At 72.0% G+C, this 16979-nt stretch carries 13 protein-coding genes; 10 read left to right on the top strand and 3 right to left on the bottom strand.

The genetic code is table 11. From position 1 onward, the window contains the following. Positions 1–45: 45 nt before the first annotated feature. Positions 46–2118 (bottom strand): SpoIIE family protein phosphatase, encoded by a 2073-nt coding sequence (locus ACFOW4_RS24455; protein ID WP_377531604.1) that lies wholly within the window; start codon positions 2116–2118, stop codon positions 46–48. 257 nt (positions 2119–2375) lie between these two features. On the opposite strand from ACFOW4_RS24455, the gene ACFOW4_RS24450 reads away from it, so the two are divergent. Both ACFOW4_RS24450 and ACFOW4_RS24445 read left to right on the top strand, forming a co-directional pair. Then, positions 2376–6743 (top strand): HAMP domain-containing protein, encoded by a 4368-nt coding sequence (locus ACFOW4_RS24450; protein ID WP_377531602.1) that lies wholly within the window; start codon positions 2376–2378, stop codon positions 6741–6743. Beyond that, entirely contained in the window at positions 6740–7294 is a 555-nt protein-coding gene (locus tag ACFOW4_RS24445) for a two-component system response regulator (RefSeq protein WP_377531600.1), read from the top strand. Before ACFOW4_RS24450 ends, ACFOW4_RS24445 begins: the two co-directional genes overlap by 4 nt. A 14-nt stretch (positions 7295–7308) precedes the next feature. Here the strand turns inward: ACFOW4_RS24445 and ACFOW4_RS24440 are convergent, their stop codons facing one another. Beyond that, complete coding sequence (locus ACFOW4_RS24440; RefSeq protein WP_377531598.1) at positions 7309–7818, bottom strand: GbsR/MarR family transcriptional regulator; 510 nt, start codon at positions 7816–7818, stop codon at positions 7309–7311. A 90-nt stretch (positions 7819–7908) separates the two neighbouring features. Between ACFOW4_RS24440 and ACFOW4_RS24435 the strand changes: the two genes are divergently transcribed. Both ACFOW4_RS24435 and ACFOW4_RS24430 read left to right on the top strand, forming a co-directional pair. After that, positions 7909–8811, top strand: coding sequence for an ATP-binding cassette domain-containing protein (locus ACFOW4_RS24435; RefSeq protein WP_377531597.1), 903 nt, complete (start codon positions 7909–7911; stop codon positions 8809–8811). Continuing rightward, on the top strand, positions 8808–10412 hold the full coding sequence (locus tag ACFOW4_RS24430; protein WP_377531594.1) for an ABC transporter permease: 1605 nt from the start codon (positions 8808–8810) through the stop codon (positions 10410–10412). The genes ACFOW4_RS24435 and ACFOW4_RS24430 overlap by 4 nt, the downstream gene beginning before the upstream one ends. Positions 10413–10433: 21 nt before the next feature. On the opposite strand, the gene ACFOW4_RS24425 is transcribed toward ACFOW4_RS24430, so the two are convergent. Then, the gene (locus ACFOW4_RS24425) at positions 10434–10769 is read right to left on the bottom strand and encodes an STAS domain-containing protein (protein WP_377531593.1); all 336 of its coding nucleotides are present in this window, start codon (positions 10767–10769) and stop codon (positions 10434–10436) included. Positions 10770–10911: 142 nt separating this feature from the next. Between ACFOW4_RS24425 and hemL the strand changes: the two genes are divergently transcribed. From hemL to ccsB, 6 genes are read left to right on the top strand one after another with little or no spacing between them, the layout of a single operon-like run. Then, positions 10912–12249, top strand: coding sequence for a glutamate-1-semialdehyde 2,1-aminomutase (gene hemL / locus ACFOW4_RS24420; protein WP_377531590.1), 1338 nt, complete (start codon positions 10912–10914; stop codon positions 12247–12249). Positions 12250–12255: 6 nt separating this feature from the next. Next, positions 12256–12903 (top strand): histidine phosphatase family protein, encoded by a 648-nt coding sequence (locus ACFOW4_RS24415; protein ID WP_377531589.1) that lies wholly within the window; start codon positions 12256–12258, stop codon positions 12901–12903. Then, positions 12903–13469, top strand: coding sequence for a TlpA family protein disulfide reductase (locus ACFOW4_RS24410; protein WP_377531587.1), 567 nt, complete (start codon positions 12903–12905; stop codon positions 13467–13469). The genes ACFOW4_RS24415 and ACFOW4_RS24410 overlap by 1 nt, the downstream gene beginning before the upstream one ends. After that, positions 13469–14335: a cytochrome c biogenesis CcdA family protein gene (locus ACFOW4_RS24405; protein WP_377531586.1), complete on the top strand. Its 867-nt coding sequence runs from the start codon at positions 13469–13471 to the stop codon at positions 14333–14335. Before ACFOW4_RS24410 ends, ACFOW4_RS24405 begins: the two co-directional genes overlap by 1 nt. Next, the gene (locus tag ACFOW4_RS24400) at positions 14332–15987 is read left to right on the top strand and encodes a cytochrome c biogenesis protein ResB (protein WP_377531583.1); all 1656 of its coding nucleotides are present in this window, start codon (positions 14332–14334) and stop codon (positions 15985–15987) included. The genes ACFOW4_RS24405 and ACFOW4_RS24400 overlap by 4 nt, the downstream gene beginning before the upstream one ends. Then, positions 15987–16967: a c-type cytochrome biogenesis protein CcsB gene (gene ccsB / locus ACFOW4_RS24395; protein WP_377531582.1), complete on the top strand. Its 981-nt coding sequence runs from the start codon at positions 15987–15989 to the stop codon at positions 16965–16967. The genes ACFOW4_RS24400 and ccsB overlap by 1 nt, the downstream gene beginning before the upstream one ends. The last annotated feature ends 12 nt before the right edge of the window (positions 16968–16979 follow it).

Below are 16979 nucleotides of genomic sequence, written 5' to 3'. Positions count from 1 at the left end.
CTACCGAGCGCGCCCATCCCGCGCGGCCCCGCGTTGGCCCGGCGGTCAGGTGGCGTCGTTGCGCAGCACCAGAACGGCGATGTCGTCCCGGGGCGGTTCGGCCGAGAAGTTGATCGCGGTGGCACGCAGCCGGGCGGCCACCACGTCGGCCGAGTAACCGGCCAGCGGTGCGGCGGCGTCACGCAGCCGGTCGGTACCGAAGAGTTCCCGCCCGCGGCGCCGCTCGGTGACCCCGTCGGTGTAGAAGATCAGCGCGTCGCCGGGAGCGAGCGTGATCTCCGCGGTCGGCGAGGTGATCGTGTCCAGCAGACCGAGCGCGGTGCCCCCGGTGCCGACGAACTCGGCGCCGCCGGTACCGGCCAGCAGCAGCGGCCGGTCGTGCCCGGCCAGGTGCAGCGAGACGTCGAGCCGGTCGCCTTCACCCGGACCGACCGCCGCCAGGGCCAGCGTGCAGTAACGCCCGCCGCCCCGCTCGACCAGCGTCTCGTTGAGCCGGGCCAGCGCCTCCGGCAGCGGCTTGCCGTCGCCCACCAACACCCGGATCACGTCCCGGACCAGGCCGGTCACCGCCGCCGCCTGGACGCCCTTGCCCGACACGTCGCCGATCACCACCAGCCAGCGCCCGTCCGGCAGCGGCACCACGTCGTAGAAGTCGCCGCCCACCTCCGCGTCGTCACCGGTCGGGACGTACTCGGCGGCGAAGCCGATCCCCTCCACCACCGGCAGCACCGGCGGCAGCAGCGACTGTTGCAGCGTCTGCGCGATCCGGCGCCGTTCGGCGTGGATGCGGGCGTTCTCGATGGCCAGCGCGGCCCGCCGGGCCACGTCCTCCAGCACGGCAACCTCGTCCGGGTCGTGCCGGTGCCGCTGGTGCCGCCCGACGGCCAGGGTGCCGAGCCGCTGGCCCCGCGCGATCAGCGGAACCGCGAAGCCCTCCATGGGCCCGCCGAGCGGGATCTGCGCCGCGCTGCGGGACGCCTCCCGCAGTCGGGCCTGGATCGAGTCCGGACCGGTCTCGTCCAGCACCTTGTGCAGTTGGGGCAGCACCGACTCGTCCGCGTGGCTGGCCGCGGCGAGCCGGAGGCGGCCCCACTCGTCGGCGGTGTGCACCGCGCACCACTGGCCGAGCCGCGGCACCACCAGCTGCGGGATGAGCGCCATGGTCAACTCGACGTCCAGCGACTGGGCCAGCAGTTCGCTCGCCTCGGCCAGGAAGGTCAGCCACGCCCGCCGGCGGACATCGGCGCGGCGCAGCCGGTCGTTCTCCAGGTGCAGCGACAGCCGCTCGGCGGTCAGCACCGCCAGTGGCTGGGCGTACGCCGACGGCGCGGCATCCAGCTCCAGCTCACCGGCGTACGGGCGGTGCACCGACAGCGGCACCCGGAGCAGTTCGTTGCCGGGCCGGGGCTGGCGGCCGTACCGGGCCAGCACCTGGGACCCCTGCCCGTCGCCCCGGTCCAGCCGGATCGTGCCGCCGGCCGCGCCGACCATGTCGGCGACCCGGGAGAGCACGCTGGCGGCGAAGTCGGGCAGGGGGTCGTCCGCGTACGGGTCGGGGCTGGTCTGCATGAGCTCGCTCATCGCGCCGGCGCTCGGCGCGGAGCCGTCGACCGGGGCCGACCCGGTGGCGGTCGACCCGTGCTCGGCACCGCCGACGCGCCCGCCGTTCGCCGCGGCGCCGGCACGGTCCAGCCGGAACCAGACCCCCTTGCCGGTGGGCAGGTACGTGGTGCCCCACCGGCTGGCGAAGTGGTCGACCAGCAGCAGCCCGCGCCCCCGCTCGGACACCTCGTCGATCTCGGTGGCGTCGTTGCGGGTGCCCACGGTCAGTTCGTCGCCCGGCCCGGGGGCGAAGTCGGAGACGGTCACGGTCAGCCCGACATCGTCCGCGACGACCTCGACGTCCAATTCGGTGCGGGCGTGCTCCACCGCGTTGGTGGTCAACTCGGTGGTGAGCAGCAACGCCTCGTTGAGCAGTTCGTCCAGGTGCGCCTCGCTCAACACCGACCGCACCAACGCGCGGGCCGCGGCCGGCGTACGGCGGTCGGCGGGAAGGCGGACACGCCGGGCCGGCCCGTCCGGACCCCCGGCCGTCGCGGGCCCCGCCTCGGCTGACACCCCCGTATCCTCCACCGTTCCCCCGCCGGGTGCCAAGCCGATCGGCGATCGGCGCGGCCCGGTCGGCGCCGACCTGCGAGATTCGGGGCGGCCGTCCGGTCCGCGACCGTCCGGGGCGTTTCGCGCCGGATCCGGCCGATCGACGGGCTGATGGGCGTGGCGCGGGTCGCGCAACCTGGCAGCGCGGCGCGCACGGGCACAATATGGAAGGCCGGTGTGTCGCACGGACCGGTGCCCCCGAGTTGAGCGAGGGAATGATGACCACGGCGAAGCAGTCGGTGGCGGATCCGTCCGCGCCCGACCACGAGGCGCTCCTCGGCGAGTTGACCGAGGCGCTGCGGCGGGTCGGCCACGGCGACCTGAAGGTCCGGCTGCCCCGTCGGGCCGGTAGGGCCGGCGAGGTGGCGGACGCCTTCAACGAGGTGGTGTCCCTCCAGGAACGGCAGTACCTGGACCTGCGGCGGATCAGCCGGATCGTCGGTCGCGACGGCCGGCTCACCGAGCGGCTGGACGACGAGGGGCTGGACGGCTCGTGGGCGGAGGGGCAGCGGGCGATCAACTCGCTGATCGACGACCTGGGCCGGCCGACCACGGAGATCGCCCGGGTGATCGTGGCGGTCGCCGACGGTGACCTGTCCCAGCAGATGGCGTTGGAGATCGACGGCCGGCCGCTGCGCGGTGAGTACCTGCGCATCGGGCGCACGGTCAACACGATGGTCGACCAGCTCTCCTCGTTCTCCAACGAGGTGACGCGGGTGGCCCGCGAGGTGGGCACCGAGGGCAAGCTGGGTGGCCAGGCCGACGTCCGGGGCGTCGCCGGCACCTGGAAGGACCTCACCGACTCGGTGAACACGATGGCGTCGAACCTGACCTACCAGGTGCGGTCGATCTCACAGGTGTCCACGGCCGTGGCCAAGGGCGACCTGTCCCAGAAGATCACCGTGTCGGCGAAGGGTGAGGTCGCCGAGCTGGCGCACACGATCAACTACCTGACCGACACGCTCCGCCTCTTCGCCGAGCAGGTGACCCGGGTGGCCCGCGAGGTGGGCACCGAGGGCAAGCTCGGCGGCCAGGCGGAGGTGCCGAACGTCGCGGGCACCTGGAAGGACCTCACCGACAGCGTCAACTCGATGGCGTCGAACCTGACCGCCCAGGTACGGAACATCGCCCAGGTCTCCACCGCGGTGGCTCGTGGTGACCTGTCGCAGAAGATCACCGTGGCCGCGCAGGGCGAGATCCTGGAGCTCAAGGACACCGTCAACACGATGGTGGACCAGTTGTCGTCGTTCGCCGACGAGGTGACGCGGGTGGCCCGCGAGGTCGGCATCGAGGGCAAGCTGGGCGGTCAGGCCCAGGTCCGTGGCGTCTCCGGCACCTGGCGGGACCTGACGGAGAACGTCAACCAGTTGGCCGGCAACCTGACCAGCCAGGTCCGCAACATCTCGCAGGTCTCCACCGCCGTGGCGAAGGGTGACCTGTCGCAGAAGATCACTGTTGACGCGCAGGGCGAGATCCTGGAGCTGAAGAACACCGTCAACACGATGGTGGACCAGTTGTCGTCGTTCGCCGACGAGGTGACGCGGGTGGCCCGCGAGGTGGGCACCGAGGGCAAGCTGGGTGGTCAGGCGCAGGTCAAGGGCGTCAGCGGTACGTGGCGGGACCTGACCGACAACGTGAACTCGATGGCGTCGAACCTGACCAGTCAGGTCCGCAACATCGCCTCGGTGACTACGGCGGTGGCGAAGGGTGACCTGTCGCAGAAGATCACCGTCGACGCCCGGGGCGAGATCTTGGAGCTGAAGTCCACGGTGAACACGATGGTGGACCAGTTGTCGTCGTTCGCCGACGAGGTGACGCGGGTGGCCCGCGAGGTCGGCACCGAGGGCAAGCTGGGCGGTCAGGCCCAGGTGCGCGGCGTCGCCGGCACCTGGCGCGACCTGACCGACAACGTGAACTCGATGGCGTCGAACCTGACGGCCCAGGTACGCAACATCGCGCAGGTCTCCACGGCGGTGGCGAAGGGTGACCTGTCGCAGAAGATCACTGTTGACGCGCAGGGCGAGATCCTGGAGCTGAAGTCCACGGTGAACACGATGGTGGACCAGTTGTCGTCGTTCGCCGATGAGGTGACGCGGGTGGCCCGCGAGGTCGGCACCGAGGGCAAGCTGGGTGGTCAGGCGCAGGTCAAGGGCGTCAGCGGTACGTGGCGGGATCTGACCGACAACGTGAACTCGATGGCGTCGAACCTGACCAGCCAGGTCCGCAACATCGCCTCGGTGACCACGGCGGTGGCGAAGGGCGACCTGTCGCAGAAGATCACGGTGGACGCGCAGGGCGAGATCTTGGAGCTGAAGTCCACGGTGAACACGATGGTGGACCAGCTGTCGTCGTTCGCCGACGAGGTGACGCGGGTGGCCCGCGAGGTCGGCATCGAGGGCAAGCTGGGTGGTCAGGCGCAGGTCAAGGGCGTCTCCGGCACCTGGCGGGACCTCACCGAGAACGTCAACCAGCTCGCCTCCACGCTGACCACCCAGCTGCGCGCGATCGCCCAGGTGTCGACGTCGGTGACCCGCGGCGACCTGACCCAGCGGATCGCGGTCAAGGCGCAGGGCGAGGTCGCCGAGCTGAAGGACAACATCAACCAGATGATCGTCACCCTGCGGGAGACGACCAAGAAGAACGCCGAGCAGGGCTGGTTGGACTCCAACCTGGCCCGGATCGGCGGCCTGTTGCAGGGCCAGCGGGACCTCGGCGAGGTCTGCCGCATGATCATGCAGGAGGTGACGCCGCTGGTCGACGCCCAGCTCGGCGCGTTCTTCCTGGCCGACACCACCGACGGCAGCATGCGGCTGCGGCTGACCTCCTCCTACGGCTACGTGGCCCGCGGGCACGACGTCACCTTCGGTCCGGGGGAGGGGCTGGTCGGGCAGACCGCGCTCTCTCGCCGGACCATCCGGGTCAGCGCGCTGCCGGACGGCAGGCTGACCCTGCGCTCCGGCCTGGCCGACACGCCCCCGTCCGACCTGGTGGTGCTCCCGGTGCTGTTCGAGGGCGAGCTGCTCGGGGTGATCGAGTTCGCCAGCGTGAAGACCTTCTCCGAGCTGCACCTGTCGTTCCTGGAGCGACTGGTGCTCACCATCGGCATCGCGGTCAACACCATCCAGGCCAACCGGCGTACGGAGGAGCTGCTGGCCCAGTCGCAGCGGCTGGCGCACGAGTTGCAGGAGCAGTCGGCGGAGTTGCAGCGCACCAACGCCGAGCTGGAGGAGAAGGCCACGCTGCTGTCGGAGCAGAAGGGCAACATCGAGACCAAGAACCGGGAGATCGAGCTGGCCCGGCTCGGCCTGGAGGAGAAGGCGCAGCAGCTCACGCGCGCCTCGGCGTACAAGTCGGAGTTCCTGGCCAACATGAGCCACGAGCTGCGGACGCCGCTGAACTCGCTGCTGCTGCTGGCCCGGCTGCTGGCCGAGAACTCGGAGAAGAACCTCAACCCGAAGCAGATCGAGTTCGCGCGGACCATCCACAGCGCCGGCTCGGACCTGCTCTCGCTGATCGACGACATCCTGGACCTGTCCAAGATCGAGGCGGGTCGGATGGACGTCGAGCCGACCGAGATCCGGTTCGACGAGATCCGCGGCTACGTCGAGCAGGCGTTCGCGCCGCAGGCCGAGGAGAAGGGCCTGGACTTCCAGGTACGGGTCAGCAAGGAGCTGCCGCCGGCGCTGATCACGGACGCCCAGCGGTTGCAGCAGATCCTGCGCAACCTGCTCTCCAACGCGGTGAAGTTCACCGACACCGGCGCGGTGACGCTGCGGATCGCCCCGGCGGCGGAGAACGCGGTGTACGACGTGCCGGCGCTGACCAACGCCCGGCAGGTGATCGCGTTCACCGTGATCGACACCGGCATCGGCATCTCCGACGACAAACTGTCGATCATCTTCGAGGCGTTCCAGCAGGCCGACGGCACGACCAGTCGCCGCTACGGCGGCACCGGACTGGGTCTGTCGATCAGCCGCGACCTGGCCCGGCTGATCGGCGGCTCGATCACCGTGTCGTCGGCGCCCGGGCAGGGCTCCACCTTCACCCTGTTCGTGCCGGCCGTGCTGGCGCCGGACGCCGTGGTGTCGCCGCAGCCGCCCTCGCCGCAACGCGCCGGGCTGCCGTCGTCGCTGCTGATGCCGCCGCTGGAGCTGCTGCCGGAGCGGCCGGAGGCGCCCGCCACCCGCCAGCTCGACGGGTCCACCGTGCTGATCGTCGACGACGACGTGCGTAACGTCTTCGCCCTGACCAGCGCATTGGAACTGCACGGGATGACCGTGCTGTACTCGGACAACGGGGCGGACGGCGTCCGCCTGCTGGCCGAGCATCCGGAGGTGGACATCGTGCTGATGGACGCGATGATGCCGGACCAGGACGGGTACGAGACCACCCGCCAGATCCGCCGCAACCACCGGTTCGCGGACCTGCCGATCGTCTTCCTGACCGCGAAGGCGATGCCGGGCGACCGCGAATCCGCGCTCGCCGCCGGGGGCAGCGACTACATCACCAAGCCGGTCGACCTCGACGAGTTGATCGAGCTGATGTCGTCCTGGATCAGCGGCAGCCGGACCAAGGAGAACTCGTGACCCAGATGGCCAAGGCGCTGCTCGTGGACGACCGCCGGGAGAACCTGATGGCCCTGGAGGCGATCCTCCAGGGGCTGCCGGTCCAGTCGGTCGCCGTGGAGAGCGGTGAGGCTGCGCTCAAGCAGTTGCTGGTGGACGACTTCGCGGTGATCCTGCTGGACGCGCAGATGCCCGACATGGACGGCTTCGAGACGGCCAGCCACATCAAGCGGCGGGAGCGGACCCGGCACGTGCCGATCATCTTCCTCACCGCCGCGGACCGGGACGCCCAACTGGCCCTGCGCGGGTACCAGGTAGGGGCGGTGGACTACCTGACCAAGCCGTTCGACCCGTGGGTGCTGCGGGCCAAGGTGTCGGTCTTCGTGGAGCTGTGGGTCAAGACCCGGCAGCTGGCCGCCCAGTCCGACCTGGTCCGGGAGCGGGACGCGCAGTGGCGGGTGCTCACCGACGCGGTGGACGAGGCGACCGCCCTGCTCCGCAGGGACGAGCCGGAGTCCCGTGACCGCGCGGTGGAGCTGTTGGAGCAGGCCCGCTGGGGCAACGTGAGCTGAGCTGACCGGCGTCGTCACGCCTCGCCCGGGCGGCGGTGGCCGGTGGCGGCCCGGCGGGCGCGCCAGCGCTCGCCCAGCGAGTCGATCTCTTCCTGCACGAAGATGAAGAAGTCGCGCATCTCGGCGACCCGTTCGCCGGCCGGGGTGTCCGGGCCGTCGAGGGCCGCCACCCCGGCGTCGGCCGCCTCGATGAAGGTCTTGTAGAGCGCCGTCTTGGTGACGGTCGCCTCGTACCACGGGTTGTCCGGCATTCGGTAGCGGTCCCGGCGCGAGCGGGGGACGGGCTCGCGGATCAGCATGCCGAACTGGGTGACATAGCGGACGGCGCCGCTGACCGCCGCCGCGCTGACCCCGAGTCGCTCGCCGATCTCGGCGGCGGTGAGCGGATCGTCGGCGCTCATCACGGTGAACAGCACCCGGGCGGCCATCCGGGGGAACCCGACCTCGGCGAAGGTCAACGCCATCCGCTCGACGAAGAGGTGCACCGGGTCGTGGGCCGGCGCGGGCCGGTCGGCGGCTGCCATGGCGGTCTCTCCCTCGTGCTCGTGGGCTCCGATGGTGCCCGAGGTCTCACAGTCTTCACAACTTTGTGAAACGAGTGTAGCTTCCGATACATGGAAAATCCCATCGAGGTGGCCGGCCTGGTCAAGACCTTCGGCCGGACCCGGGCGCTCGACGGTCTCGACCTGACCGTCCGCGCCGGCGAGGTGCACGGCTTCCTCGGCCCGAACGGTGCCGGCAAGTCGACGACCATCCGGGCGCTGCTCGGCCTCCTGCGGACGGACGCGGGGACCGCCCGCCTGCTGGGCGGCGATCCATGGCGGGACGCGGTGGCCCTGCACCGGCGACTGGCGTACGTGCCGGGTGACGTGACGCTCTGGCCCAACCTCTCCGGTGGCGAGGTCATCGACCTGCTCGGCCGGATGCGCGGTGGCCTCGACCCGGCCCGCCGGGCCGAGCTGCTGGAGTCCTTCGAGCTGGACCCGCGCAAGAAGGGCCGGGCGTACTCCAAGGGCAACCGGCAGAAGGTCGGCCTGGTCGCCGCCCTCGCCTCGGACGCCGAACTGCTCATCCTGGACGAGCCGACCTCCGGCCTGGACCCGCTGATGGAGGAGGTCTTCCAGCACTGGGTACGCCGGGCCAAGGACGACGGCCGCACGGTGCTGCTCTCCAGCCACATCCTGGCCGAGGTCGAGGCGCTCTGCGACCGGGTGACGATCATCCGCAACGGTCAGGACGTGGAGACCGGCACGCTGGCCGAGCTGCGTCATCTCCGGCGGACCGCGATCGACGCGGAGCTGACCGGCCCGCCGGACGGGCTGGGTCGGCTGCCCGGCGTGCACGACCTGCGGGTCGACGGCGCCCGGGTGCGCTTCGACGTGGAGAACGCCGCCCTGGACGCCGCGCTGCGCCGGCTCACCGAGATCGGCGTACGCAGCCTGGTCAGCCAACCGCCGACACTCGAGGAGCTGTTCCTGCGGCACTACCAGGACGACTCGGTTCGGGTGGACTCATGAGCGCGTTCACCGGCACCCGGCACCTGCTGCGGCTGATCCTGCGCCGCGACCGGGTCGTCCTGCCCATCTGGGTGCTGCTGCTGGCCGTGCTGCCGGCCAGCTACGCCGGCACCTACGCCGAGCTGTACCCGACGGCCCCCGAGCGGGCCGCGTACCTGGCCGGCACGGCGAGCAACCCGTCGATCGTCGCCCTGCTCGGCCCGGTGTACGGCGACAGCGTCGGCGCGCTCGCCGTGCAGCGGGCCGGCCTGCTGGCGCTGATCGTCGCGCTGGTCAGCGTGCTCACCGTGGTCCGGCACACCCGCACCGAGGAGGAAGCCGGCCGGCGCGAGCTGCTCGGCGCCACCGTGCTCGGGCGGTACGCCGGGCTGACCGCCGCGCTGCTGGTGGCGTACACCGCGAATCTGCTGCTCGGCCTCCTGACCGCCGGCGGACTGGCCGCGGCCGGCCTACCCGGCGCGGGGTCGCTGCTCTTCGGCGCCGGTGTGGCGCTGACCGGCATCGTCTTCGCCACGGTCGGCGGCCTGGCCGCGCAGCTCACCGAGAGCGCCGGGGGCGCCCGGGGGATCGGTCTGGGCGTGCTCGGGCTGGCCTTCGTGCTCCGGCTGGCCGGCGACGCCGGCGGATCCGGCGGCGGCGCGGAGTGGCTGAGCTGGCTCTCCCCGCTGGGGTGGGCGGCCCGCGGTCGGGCCTTCGCCGGCGAGCGCTGGTGGGTGCTGCTGCTACCGGTGCTGCTGACCGCGCTGGTGGCGGCGGTCACGTACCCGGTATCGGTGCGCCGGGACCTCGGCGCCGGGGTGTTCCCGCCCCGGCTCGGTCCGGCCACGGCCGGCGCGCGCCTGACCGGTCCGATCGGGCTGGCCTGGCGGCTGCACCGGGGCCAACTGCTCGGCTGGACGGTCGGCTTCGGCCTGCTCGGGCTCGTGCTGGGCGGGGCGGCGGACGCCGCCGGTGACGCGGTGCGGGGCAATCAGCAGGTCGCCGAGATCCTGGCCCGGCTCGGCGGCAGCTCCGCGCTGGCCGAGGCGTACCTCGGTGGGACGTTGAGCATCACCGGTCTGGCCGCTGCCGGGTACGGCATCCAGGCCGCGCTGCGGGCCCGGGCGGAGGAGATCGCCGGGAGGGCCGAGCCGCTGCTCGCCACGGCGGTGAGCCGGACCCGCTGGCTGGCGGCGCACCTGTTCTTCGCGCTGCTGGGGCCGGCGGTGGTGCTGGCCGTCGCCGGGCTGACCACCGGGCTCGCGTACGGCCTCAGCATCGGCGACGTGGGCGGGCAACTGCCCCGCCTGCTCGGTGCCGGCCTGGCCCAGGTGCCGGCGGCCTGGGTGCTGGCCGCGCTGGCGGCGCTGCTGGTCGGCCTGCTGCCCCGGTTCTCGGCGGCGGCCTGGGCCGCGCTCGCCGGTTGCCTGCTGCTCGGTCAGCTCGGAGCGGTGCTGAAGCTGGACCAGTGGGCCCTGGACATCTCCCCGTTCACCCACACCCCGCAGGTCCTCGCCCCGCACTGGACGGCAACCCCACTGGCCGCCCTGACGACCATCGCGGCCGCCCTCACGGCCCTCTCTCTGCGCACCTTCCAGACCCGCGACATCCCCACCCCCTGACCCCGCCCCGGCGGGGTGGGGTCAGCCGGTGGGTTGGTCGTTGCGGATCATCAGGGCGCTGCGGAGGCCGGTGATGTCCAGGACACGGAGCAGGAAGTCGCCCACGTGGGTGAGCATCAGCAGGCTCTGCGCGTGACTGGCCTTGCGGCTGAGCACGACCAGGGTGCCCAGGCCCTGCGAGTCGCAGAAGGTCACACCGCCGAGGTCGAGCACGATCTTCGGCGGTGGATCGGCGAGCACCTCGTTGACCACCGTCGAGAGCTGGGCGGCCGTGAGCATGTCGATCTCACCGGCCAGGCGAAGCACTGCTTCGTCGCCCGTCCGGTGTAGCGTGATGGACAGTTCGGCACGATCCACCCGGTCAGCCTAGCGCGAACCGCACCGCCCGGCCTGTCGAGGCGTGGAGCCCCGTCCCGGCCGCCGATGTCGGGTGAGCCCGGTAACCCCGGGCCGGGGTGGCTGCCGATCCACCCCCCGGCGCTGACACAATGGCGGCATCGTGACCGACACCCTTTCTGCCGGATCCGGCCGCTACCCGGCCGACGCACCGGCCTCCGAGGCCCTGTTCGACCGCGCCAAGGCCATCGTGCCCGGCGGGGTGAACTCCCCCGTGCGCGCCTTCCGGGCGGTCGGCGGCACGCCCCGCTTCATGGTCCGCGGCGAGGGCCCGTACCTGTTCGACGCCGACGGGCGGCGCTACGTCGACCTCGTCTGCTCGTGGGGCCCGCTGATCCTGGGCCACGCCCACCCCGAGGTGGTCGAGGCGATCCGGGAGGCGGCCACGCTGGGCACCAGCTTCGGCACTCCGACGCCGGGCGAGGTGGAGCTCGCCGCCGAGATCGTGGCTCGGACCCCGGTCGAGCAGGTCCGGCTGGTCAACTCCGGCACCGAGGCCACCATGTCGGCGATCCGGCTGGCCCGCGGCTTCACCGGCCGCGCCAAGATCATTAAGTTCTCCGGCTGCTACCACGGTCACTCCGACGCGCTGCTCGCCGCCGCCGGCTCCGGCGTGGCCACCCTCGGCCTGCCCGACTCGCCCGGCGTCACCGGCGCGGCGGCGGGCGACACCATCGTGCTGCCGTACAACGACATCACCGCGGTCGAGGAGGCGTTCGCCGCCGAGGGCCAGCACATCGCGGCGATCATCACCGAGGCCGCCGCCGGCAACATGGGCGTGGTCGCCCCCCGTGACAACTTCAACCAGCAGCTCGCCGGGATCGCGCACGCGCACGGCGCACTGCTGATCGTCGACGAGGTGATGACCGGGTTCCGGGTCTCCCGCGCCGGCTGGCACGGCCTCGACCCCTCCGACGCCGACCTCTGGACGTACGGCAAGGTCATGGGTGGTGGCCTGCCCGCCGCGGCCTTCGGCGGGCGCACGAAGATCATGTCTCGGTTGGCCCCGGCCGGCCCGGTCTACCAGGCCGGCACCCTCTCCGGTAACCCCCTCGCGTGCGCCGCCGGCCTGGCCACCCTGCGGCTGGCCGACGACGCGCTCTACCGCAGGCTGGACGACACGGCCGCCGTCGTGGGCAAGCTCGCCGCCGACGCGCTGGCCGCCGCCGGGGTCCCGCACCGGCTGTCGTACGCGGGCAGCATGTTCTCCATCTTCTTCACCGACGCCGACGTGGTCGACTACGACAGCGCCCGGACCCAGCAGGTGCCGGCGTTCAAGGCGTTCTTCCACGCGATGCTCGCCGCCGGGGTCTACCTGCCGCCGAGCGCGTTCGAGTCGTGGTTCGTGTCGGCGGCGATCGACGATGCCGCTCTGGAGCAGATCGCCTCCGCCCTGCCGACGGCGGCGAACGCGGCGGCAGCCGCGGGTCACGGGGGGTAACGAGCGGTGAGCAAGACGGTGGTCCACGTGCTGCGCCACGGCGAGGTGCACAACCCGGACCAGATCCTCTACGGCCGGCTGCCCGGTTTCCGCCTCTCCGAGCTGGGCGTGCAGATGGCCAAGGCCGCCGCGCAGGGGCTGGCCGAGCGGGAGATAGTGCACGTGGTGGCCAGCCCGCTGGAGCGCGCCCAGCAGACCGCCGAACCGATCGCCGCCCAGTTCGGGCTGCCGGTCGGTGTGGACGAGCGGCTGATCGAGAGCGCCAACTGGTTCGAGGGCAAGAAGGTGTCCCCCGGCGACGGGTCGTTCCGCGACCCGCGCAACTGGTGGGTGCTGCGCGACCCGGTCACCCCCTCCTGGGGAGAGGCGTACCGGGTCATCGCCGAGCGGATGTTCGCGGCGCTGCACGCCGCGCGCGTGGCCGCCGAGGGCCGCGAGGCGGTGCTCGTGTCGCACCAGTTGCCGATCTGGACGCTGCGCCGGTACGTGGAGCGCAAGCGGCTCTGGCACGACCCGCGCAAGCGCCAGTGCGGGCTGGCCAGCCTCACCTCGTTCCACTTCGACGGCGCCAAGGTGGTCGGCATCGGCTACAGCGAGCCGGCCGCGCACCTGATCGCTCTCTCCTCGACCGCGCGGACGGCCAAGGGGGCCTGATGAACGCCCGGAGGTGGACCGCGGGTCTGCTCGCCACCGTCGCCGCGGTGGCGCTGGCCGGCTGCACGTCGCAGAGCCCGGAGAAGACCTGCGCCACAACCTCCGACGGGGTCATCGAGTGCGCGCCGGATGAGCGGTCGGCACCACCGACGATCGCCGGTGAGCTGCTCACCGGCGGCAGGTACGACGTCACCGAGGCCCGCGGCCAGGTGGTGGTGCTCAACTTCTGGGGTTCCTGGTGCGCGCCCTGCCGTGCCGAGGCGGACGACCTGGAGGCGACCTACCAGGCCACCAAGGGCTCCGGCGTGACGTTCCTGGGCATCAACATCCAGGACCAGCGGGACAAGGCCAAGGCGTTCGAGGAGGGCCGGGTCACCTACCCGAGCCTGTTCGACCCGCCGAGCAAGATGGCGCTCGCCCTGGACATCCCACCGAACACCATCCCGGCGACCGTCGTGCTCGACCGGGAGGGCCGGATCGCCGCGGTCGTCCGGGCCGCGGTCAAGCAGGAGGGCCTGCAACCCATCGTCGAGCGGGTGGCCGCCGAGAAGCCGGCGTCGGGCTGATGGGCGAGACCTTCCGTGAGCTGGCCCAGAGCGGGCCGCTGCTGCTCGCCATCGGCGCGGCGGCACTGGCCGGCCTGGTCAGCTTCCTCTCCCCGTGCGTGCTCCCGCTGGTCCCCGGCTACCTCTCCTACGTCACCGGCCTGGCCGGCGCCGACCTCGAGGGCCGTGCAAGGAAGGGCCCCCTGTCAACGCCTGGGGTAGAGCAGGGGCCCCCTGCCAACACCGGCGCCCAGCGCGGTGACGGCGGGGGCGCTGTCGCCGTGCGGGAGCGGGCCGCGGCCGGGACGGTCAAGGGCCGGGTGCTCGCCGGGACGCTGCTCTTCATCGGCGGCTTCACCGTGGTCTTCGTGGCCACCGCGATCCTGTTCGCCAGCATCGGTCGGGTCTTCTTCGACCACCAGCGCACGCTGGAGATCGTCGTCGGTGCGCTCATCATCGTGCTCGGGCTGGGCTACCTCGGGCTGATCCCGGCCCTGCAACGGGAGTTCCGGATCTCCCGGCTGCCGTCGGCCGGGCTGCTCGGCGCACCGGTGTTCGGCGCGGTCTTCGCCCTGAGCTGGGTGCCGTGCACCGGCCCCACACTGGGCGCGGTGATGGGGATGGCCACCGCGACCGGCCAGACCGACCGGGCCGTGGTGCTCGCCGTGGCGTACTGCCTGGGGCTGGGGGTACCGTTCGTCGTCTTCGGGCTGGGCTTCCAACGCCTGCTCGGGGTCTTCCGCGCCGTCCGGCGCAACAGCCGCTGGGTCACCCGGGTCGGCGGCGCCCTGCTCATCCTGATCGGCTTGGCGCTGGTCACCGGCGGATGGCAGAGCTTCGTGATCTGGTTGCAGACCAGCGTCGGCGTGGGCGAGGTGAGCATATGACGGTCCTCGACGACCGGCCGGAGACCGCGGCCCCCGCACCCCGGCGTCGACCCAACCGGCTGCTCGCCCTGCTGCGCAACTCGTGGCGGCAGCTCACCAGCATGCGTACCGCGCTGATCCTGCTCTTCCTGCTCGCGGTCGCGGCGATCCCCGGCTCGGTGCTGCCGCAGCGCGGGATCAGCCCGGAGAAGGTCAACGAATACTTCACCGACCACCCCGACCTGGCCCCCCGGCTGGACCGGATCGGCGCCTTCGAGGTGTTCGGCTCGGTCTGGTTCTCCGCGATCTACCTGCTGCTGTTCACGTCCCTGATCGGCTGCATCACGCCCCGGCTGCGTGACCATTTCCGGGCGCTGCGCTCCCGGCCGCCGGCCGCCCCGAAGCGGCTGGACCGGCTGCCGCAGCACACCGTGCTGGCCGTCCCGGCCGGCGGCGTGGCGGCCATCGCCGAGGTGCTGCGCAAGCGGCGCTGGCGGGTCGAGGTCCGCGGCGACGAGGTCTCCGCCGAGAAGGGCTACCTCAAGGAGACCGGCAACCTGCTCTTCCACACCTCGCTGATCGCGGTGCTGATCGGTGTGGCGCTGGGCTCGTGGTACGGCTGGAGCGGCAACCGGCTGCTGGTCGCCGGCGCGGACAACGCGTTCTGCAACACCCGGCAGCAGTACGCCGAGGCCAAGCTCGGCCCCCGGGTCGACAGCGCCGAACTGCCTGGCTTCTGCCTGCGGCTGGACGACTTCCAGGCCCGCTTCCTGGCCTCCGGCCAGCCCGAGTTCTTCAAGGCCACGGTGACCGTCGACGGGCCGGACGAGGCGACCCGCAGCGCGGACTTCTCGGTGAACTCGCCGCTGCGGCTGAACGGGGCGAGCGTCTACCTGCTCGGCCACGGCTACGCCCCGGTGATCCGCTACACCGACCGGTTCGGCCGCAGCCAGACCAGCACCACCCCGTTCCTCACGACCGGCGACACCGGCCTGACCAGCGAGGGGCTGGCCGCCTTCCCGGACGCCAATGTCGACCCGCGTACCGGCGAGCGGGCACCCGGGCTGCAGATGGCCTTCAGCGGGCTCTACCTGCCCACCGCGCCGCAGCAGGCGCCGTTCGCCCGCTCGGAGTACCCCACCGAGCGCAACCCGGCGCTGAACCTGGTCGCCTACCGCGGCAACCTCGGCCTGGACGCCGGCATCCCCGGCTCGATCTACCAGCTCGACCAGCGGCAGGTACGGACCGGCAAGGTCAAGGAGGTCGGCACCAAGCTGCTGCGCATGGGTGAGACCTGGACGCTGGACGACGGCACGACTGTCGAGTTCCTGGGCACCCAGCGGTACGTCACCCTCTCCGTACGCCATGATCCGGGCTCGACGCTGCTGCTGGTCAGCTGCGGATTCCTGCTGGTCGGGTTGATGGGTTCGCTGTTCGGGCGGCGTCGACGGGTGTTCTTCCGGGTGTCACCGGCCGACCCGACGGAAGGATCTCCGACGGGCGGTAGTAGCTTGGTTGAGGCCGGTGGGTTGCCGCGCACCGACTATCCAGGGTTCGCCGACGAGTTCGCCCAGCTCGTGGCCGCGGTCAGCGGCGACGACCGGGCGGCCGAGCGGGCTGGCACGGGTCGCGACGGAAGCGACCGGGCCGGTGCGCGAGAAGGGACCGAGTGATGTCCGCACTCTCCGACAATCTGGTGACGTTCGCGATCCTGGCGTACCTGGTCGCGATGATCAGCCACGCGGTGGAGTACGCGCTGGGCAACGCCCGTACCCGGGTCGCCGCCGCGCCCGCCCGGGAGCTGGTGGGCGCCGGCGTCGGCGGCGCCGGTGGCGTCTCTGCCCCGCCCGCCGCACCGGTGCCGCCGTCGGCCGCCGCCGAGCGTTCGGCGCGACGTGCCCGGCTCGGCGGCCTGGTCGCCGTCGGCGCCACCGTCCTCGCCGCCGTGCTGCACCTCGCGGCGCTGGTCACCCGCGGCATCGCGGCCGACCGGATGCCCTGGGGCAACATGTACGAGTTCGTGCTCACGGTGACGTTCATCGGGGTCGCGGCCTGGCTCGTGGTGCTCTGGAAGCGGCCGTCGCTGCGCAAGCTGGGGCTGTTCCTCACCCTGGTGATGGTGCTGCTGGTGGCCACCGCCGAGCTGGTGCTCTACGTGCCGATCGTGCCGCTGGTGCCGGCGTTGAACTCGTACTGGTTCGTCATCCATGTCTCGACCATCGTGTTCGCCTCGGGCATCTTCCTGCTCGGCGTGGTGCCGGCGGTGGGCTACCTGATGCGCTCCGGCTACGAGCAGGGCAAGCGGAGCTTCCCGTACACGCTGGCCAAGCGGTTGCCCGGGGCGGTCGGCCTGGAGCGGCTGACCTTCGCGCTGCACGCCTTCGCCTTCCCGATCTTCACGTTCGCGGTGATCGCCGGGGCGATCTGGGCCGAGGCGGCCTGGGGGCGGCCGTGGGGCTGGGACCCGAAGGAGACCTGGGCGTTCATCTCCTGGGTGGTCTACGCCGGCTACCTGCACGCCCGGGCCACCCCCAGCGTCAAGCGCAACGTGGCCACCTGGATCGCGGTGCTCGGCTTCCTCACCATGCTGATGAACCTGTTCGGCGTGAACATCTTCTTCACCGGCCTGCACTCGTACGGCGGCCTGGACTGAGCGGTAGCCGCC

The organism is Micromonospora sp. GCM10011542, assembly GCF_042650685.1.
Classification (GTDB): domain Bacteria; phylum Actinomycetota; class Actinomycetes; order Mycobacteriales; family Micromonosporaceae; genus Micromonospora.
This window is presented reverse-complemented; position numbering and strand designations above follow the sequence as displayed.

Bases quoted from the DNA above. Each gene is read 5' to 3' on its own strand.
- ACFOW4_RS24450 (WP_377531602.1), top strand. From the start codon at position 2,376: ATGACCACGGCGAAGCAGTCGGTGGCGGATCCGTCCGCGCCCGACCAC.
- ACFOW4_RS24440 (WP_377531598.1), bottom strand. From the start codon at position 7,818: ATGGCAGCCGCCGACCGGCCCGCGCCGGCCCACGACCCGGTGCACCTC.
- ACFOW4_RS24435 (WP_377531597.1), top strand. From the start codon at position 7,909: ATGGAAAATCCCATCGAGGTGGCCGGCCTGGTCAAGACCTTCGGCCGG.
- ACFOW4_RS24430 (WP_377531594.1), top strand. From the start codon at position 8,808: ATGAGCGCGTTCACCGGCACCCGGCACCTGCTGCGGCTGATCCTGCGC.
- ACFOW4_RS24410 (WP_377531587.1), top strand. From the start codon at position 12,903: ATGAACGCCCGGAGGTGGACCGCGGGTCTGCTCGCCACCGTCGCCGCG.
- ACFOW4_RS24405 (WP_377531586.1), top strand. From the start codon at position 13,469: ATGGGCGAGACCTTCCGTGAGCTGGCCCAGAGCGGGCCGCTGCTGCTC.
- ACFOW4_RS24400 (WP_377531583.1), top strand. From the start codon at position 14,332: ATGACGGTCCTCGACGACCGGCCGGAGACCGCGGCCCCCGCACCCCGG.
- ccsB (WP_377531582.1), top strand. From the start codon at position 15,987: ATGTCCGCACTCTCCGACAATCTGGTGACGTTCGCGATCCTGGCGTAC.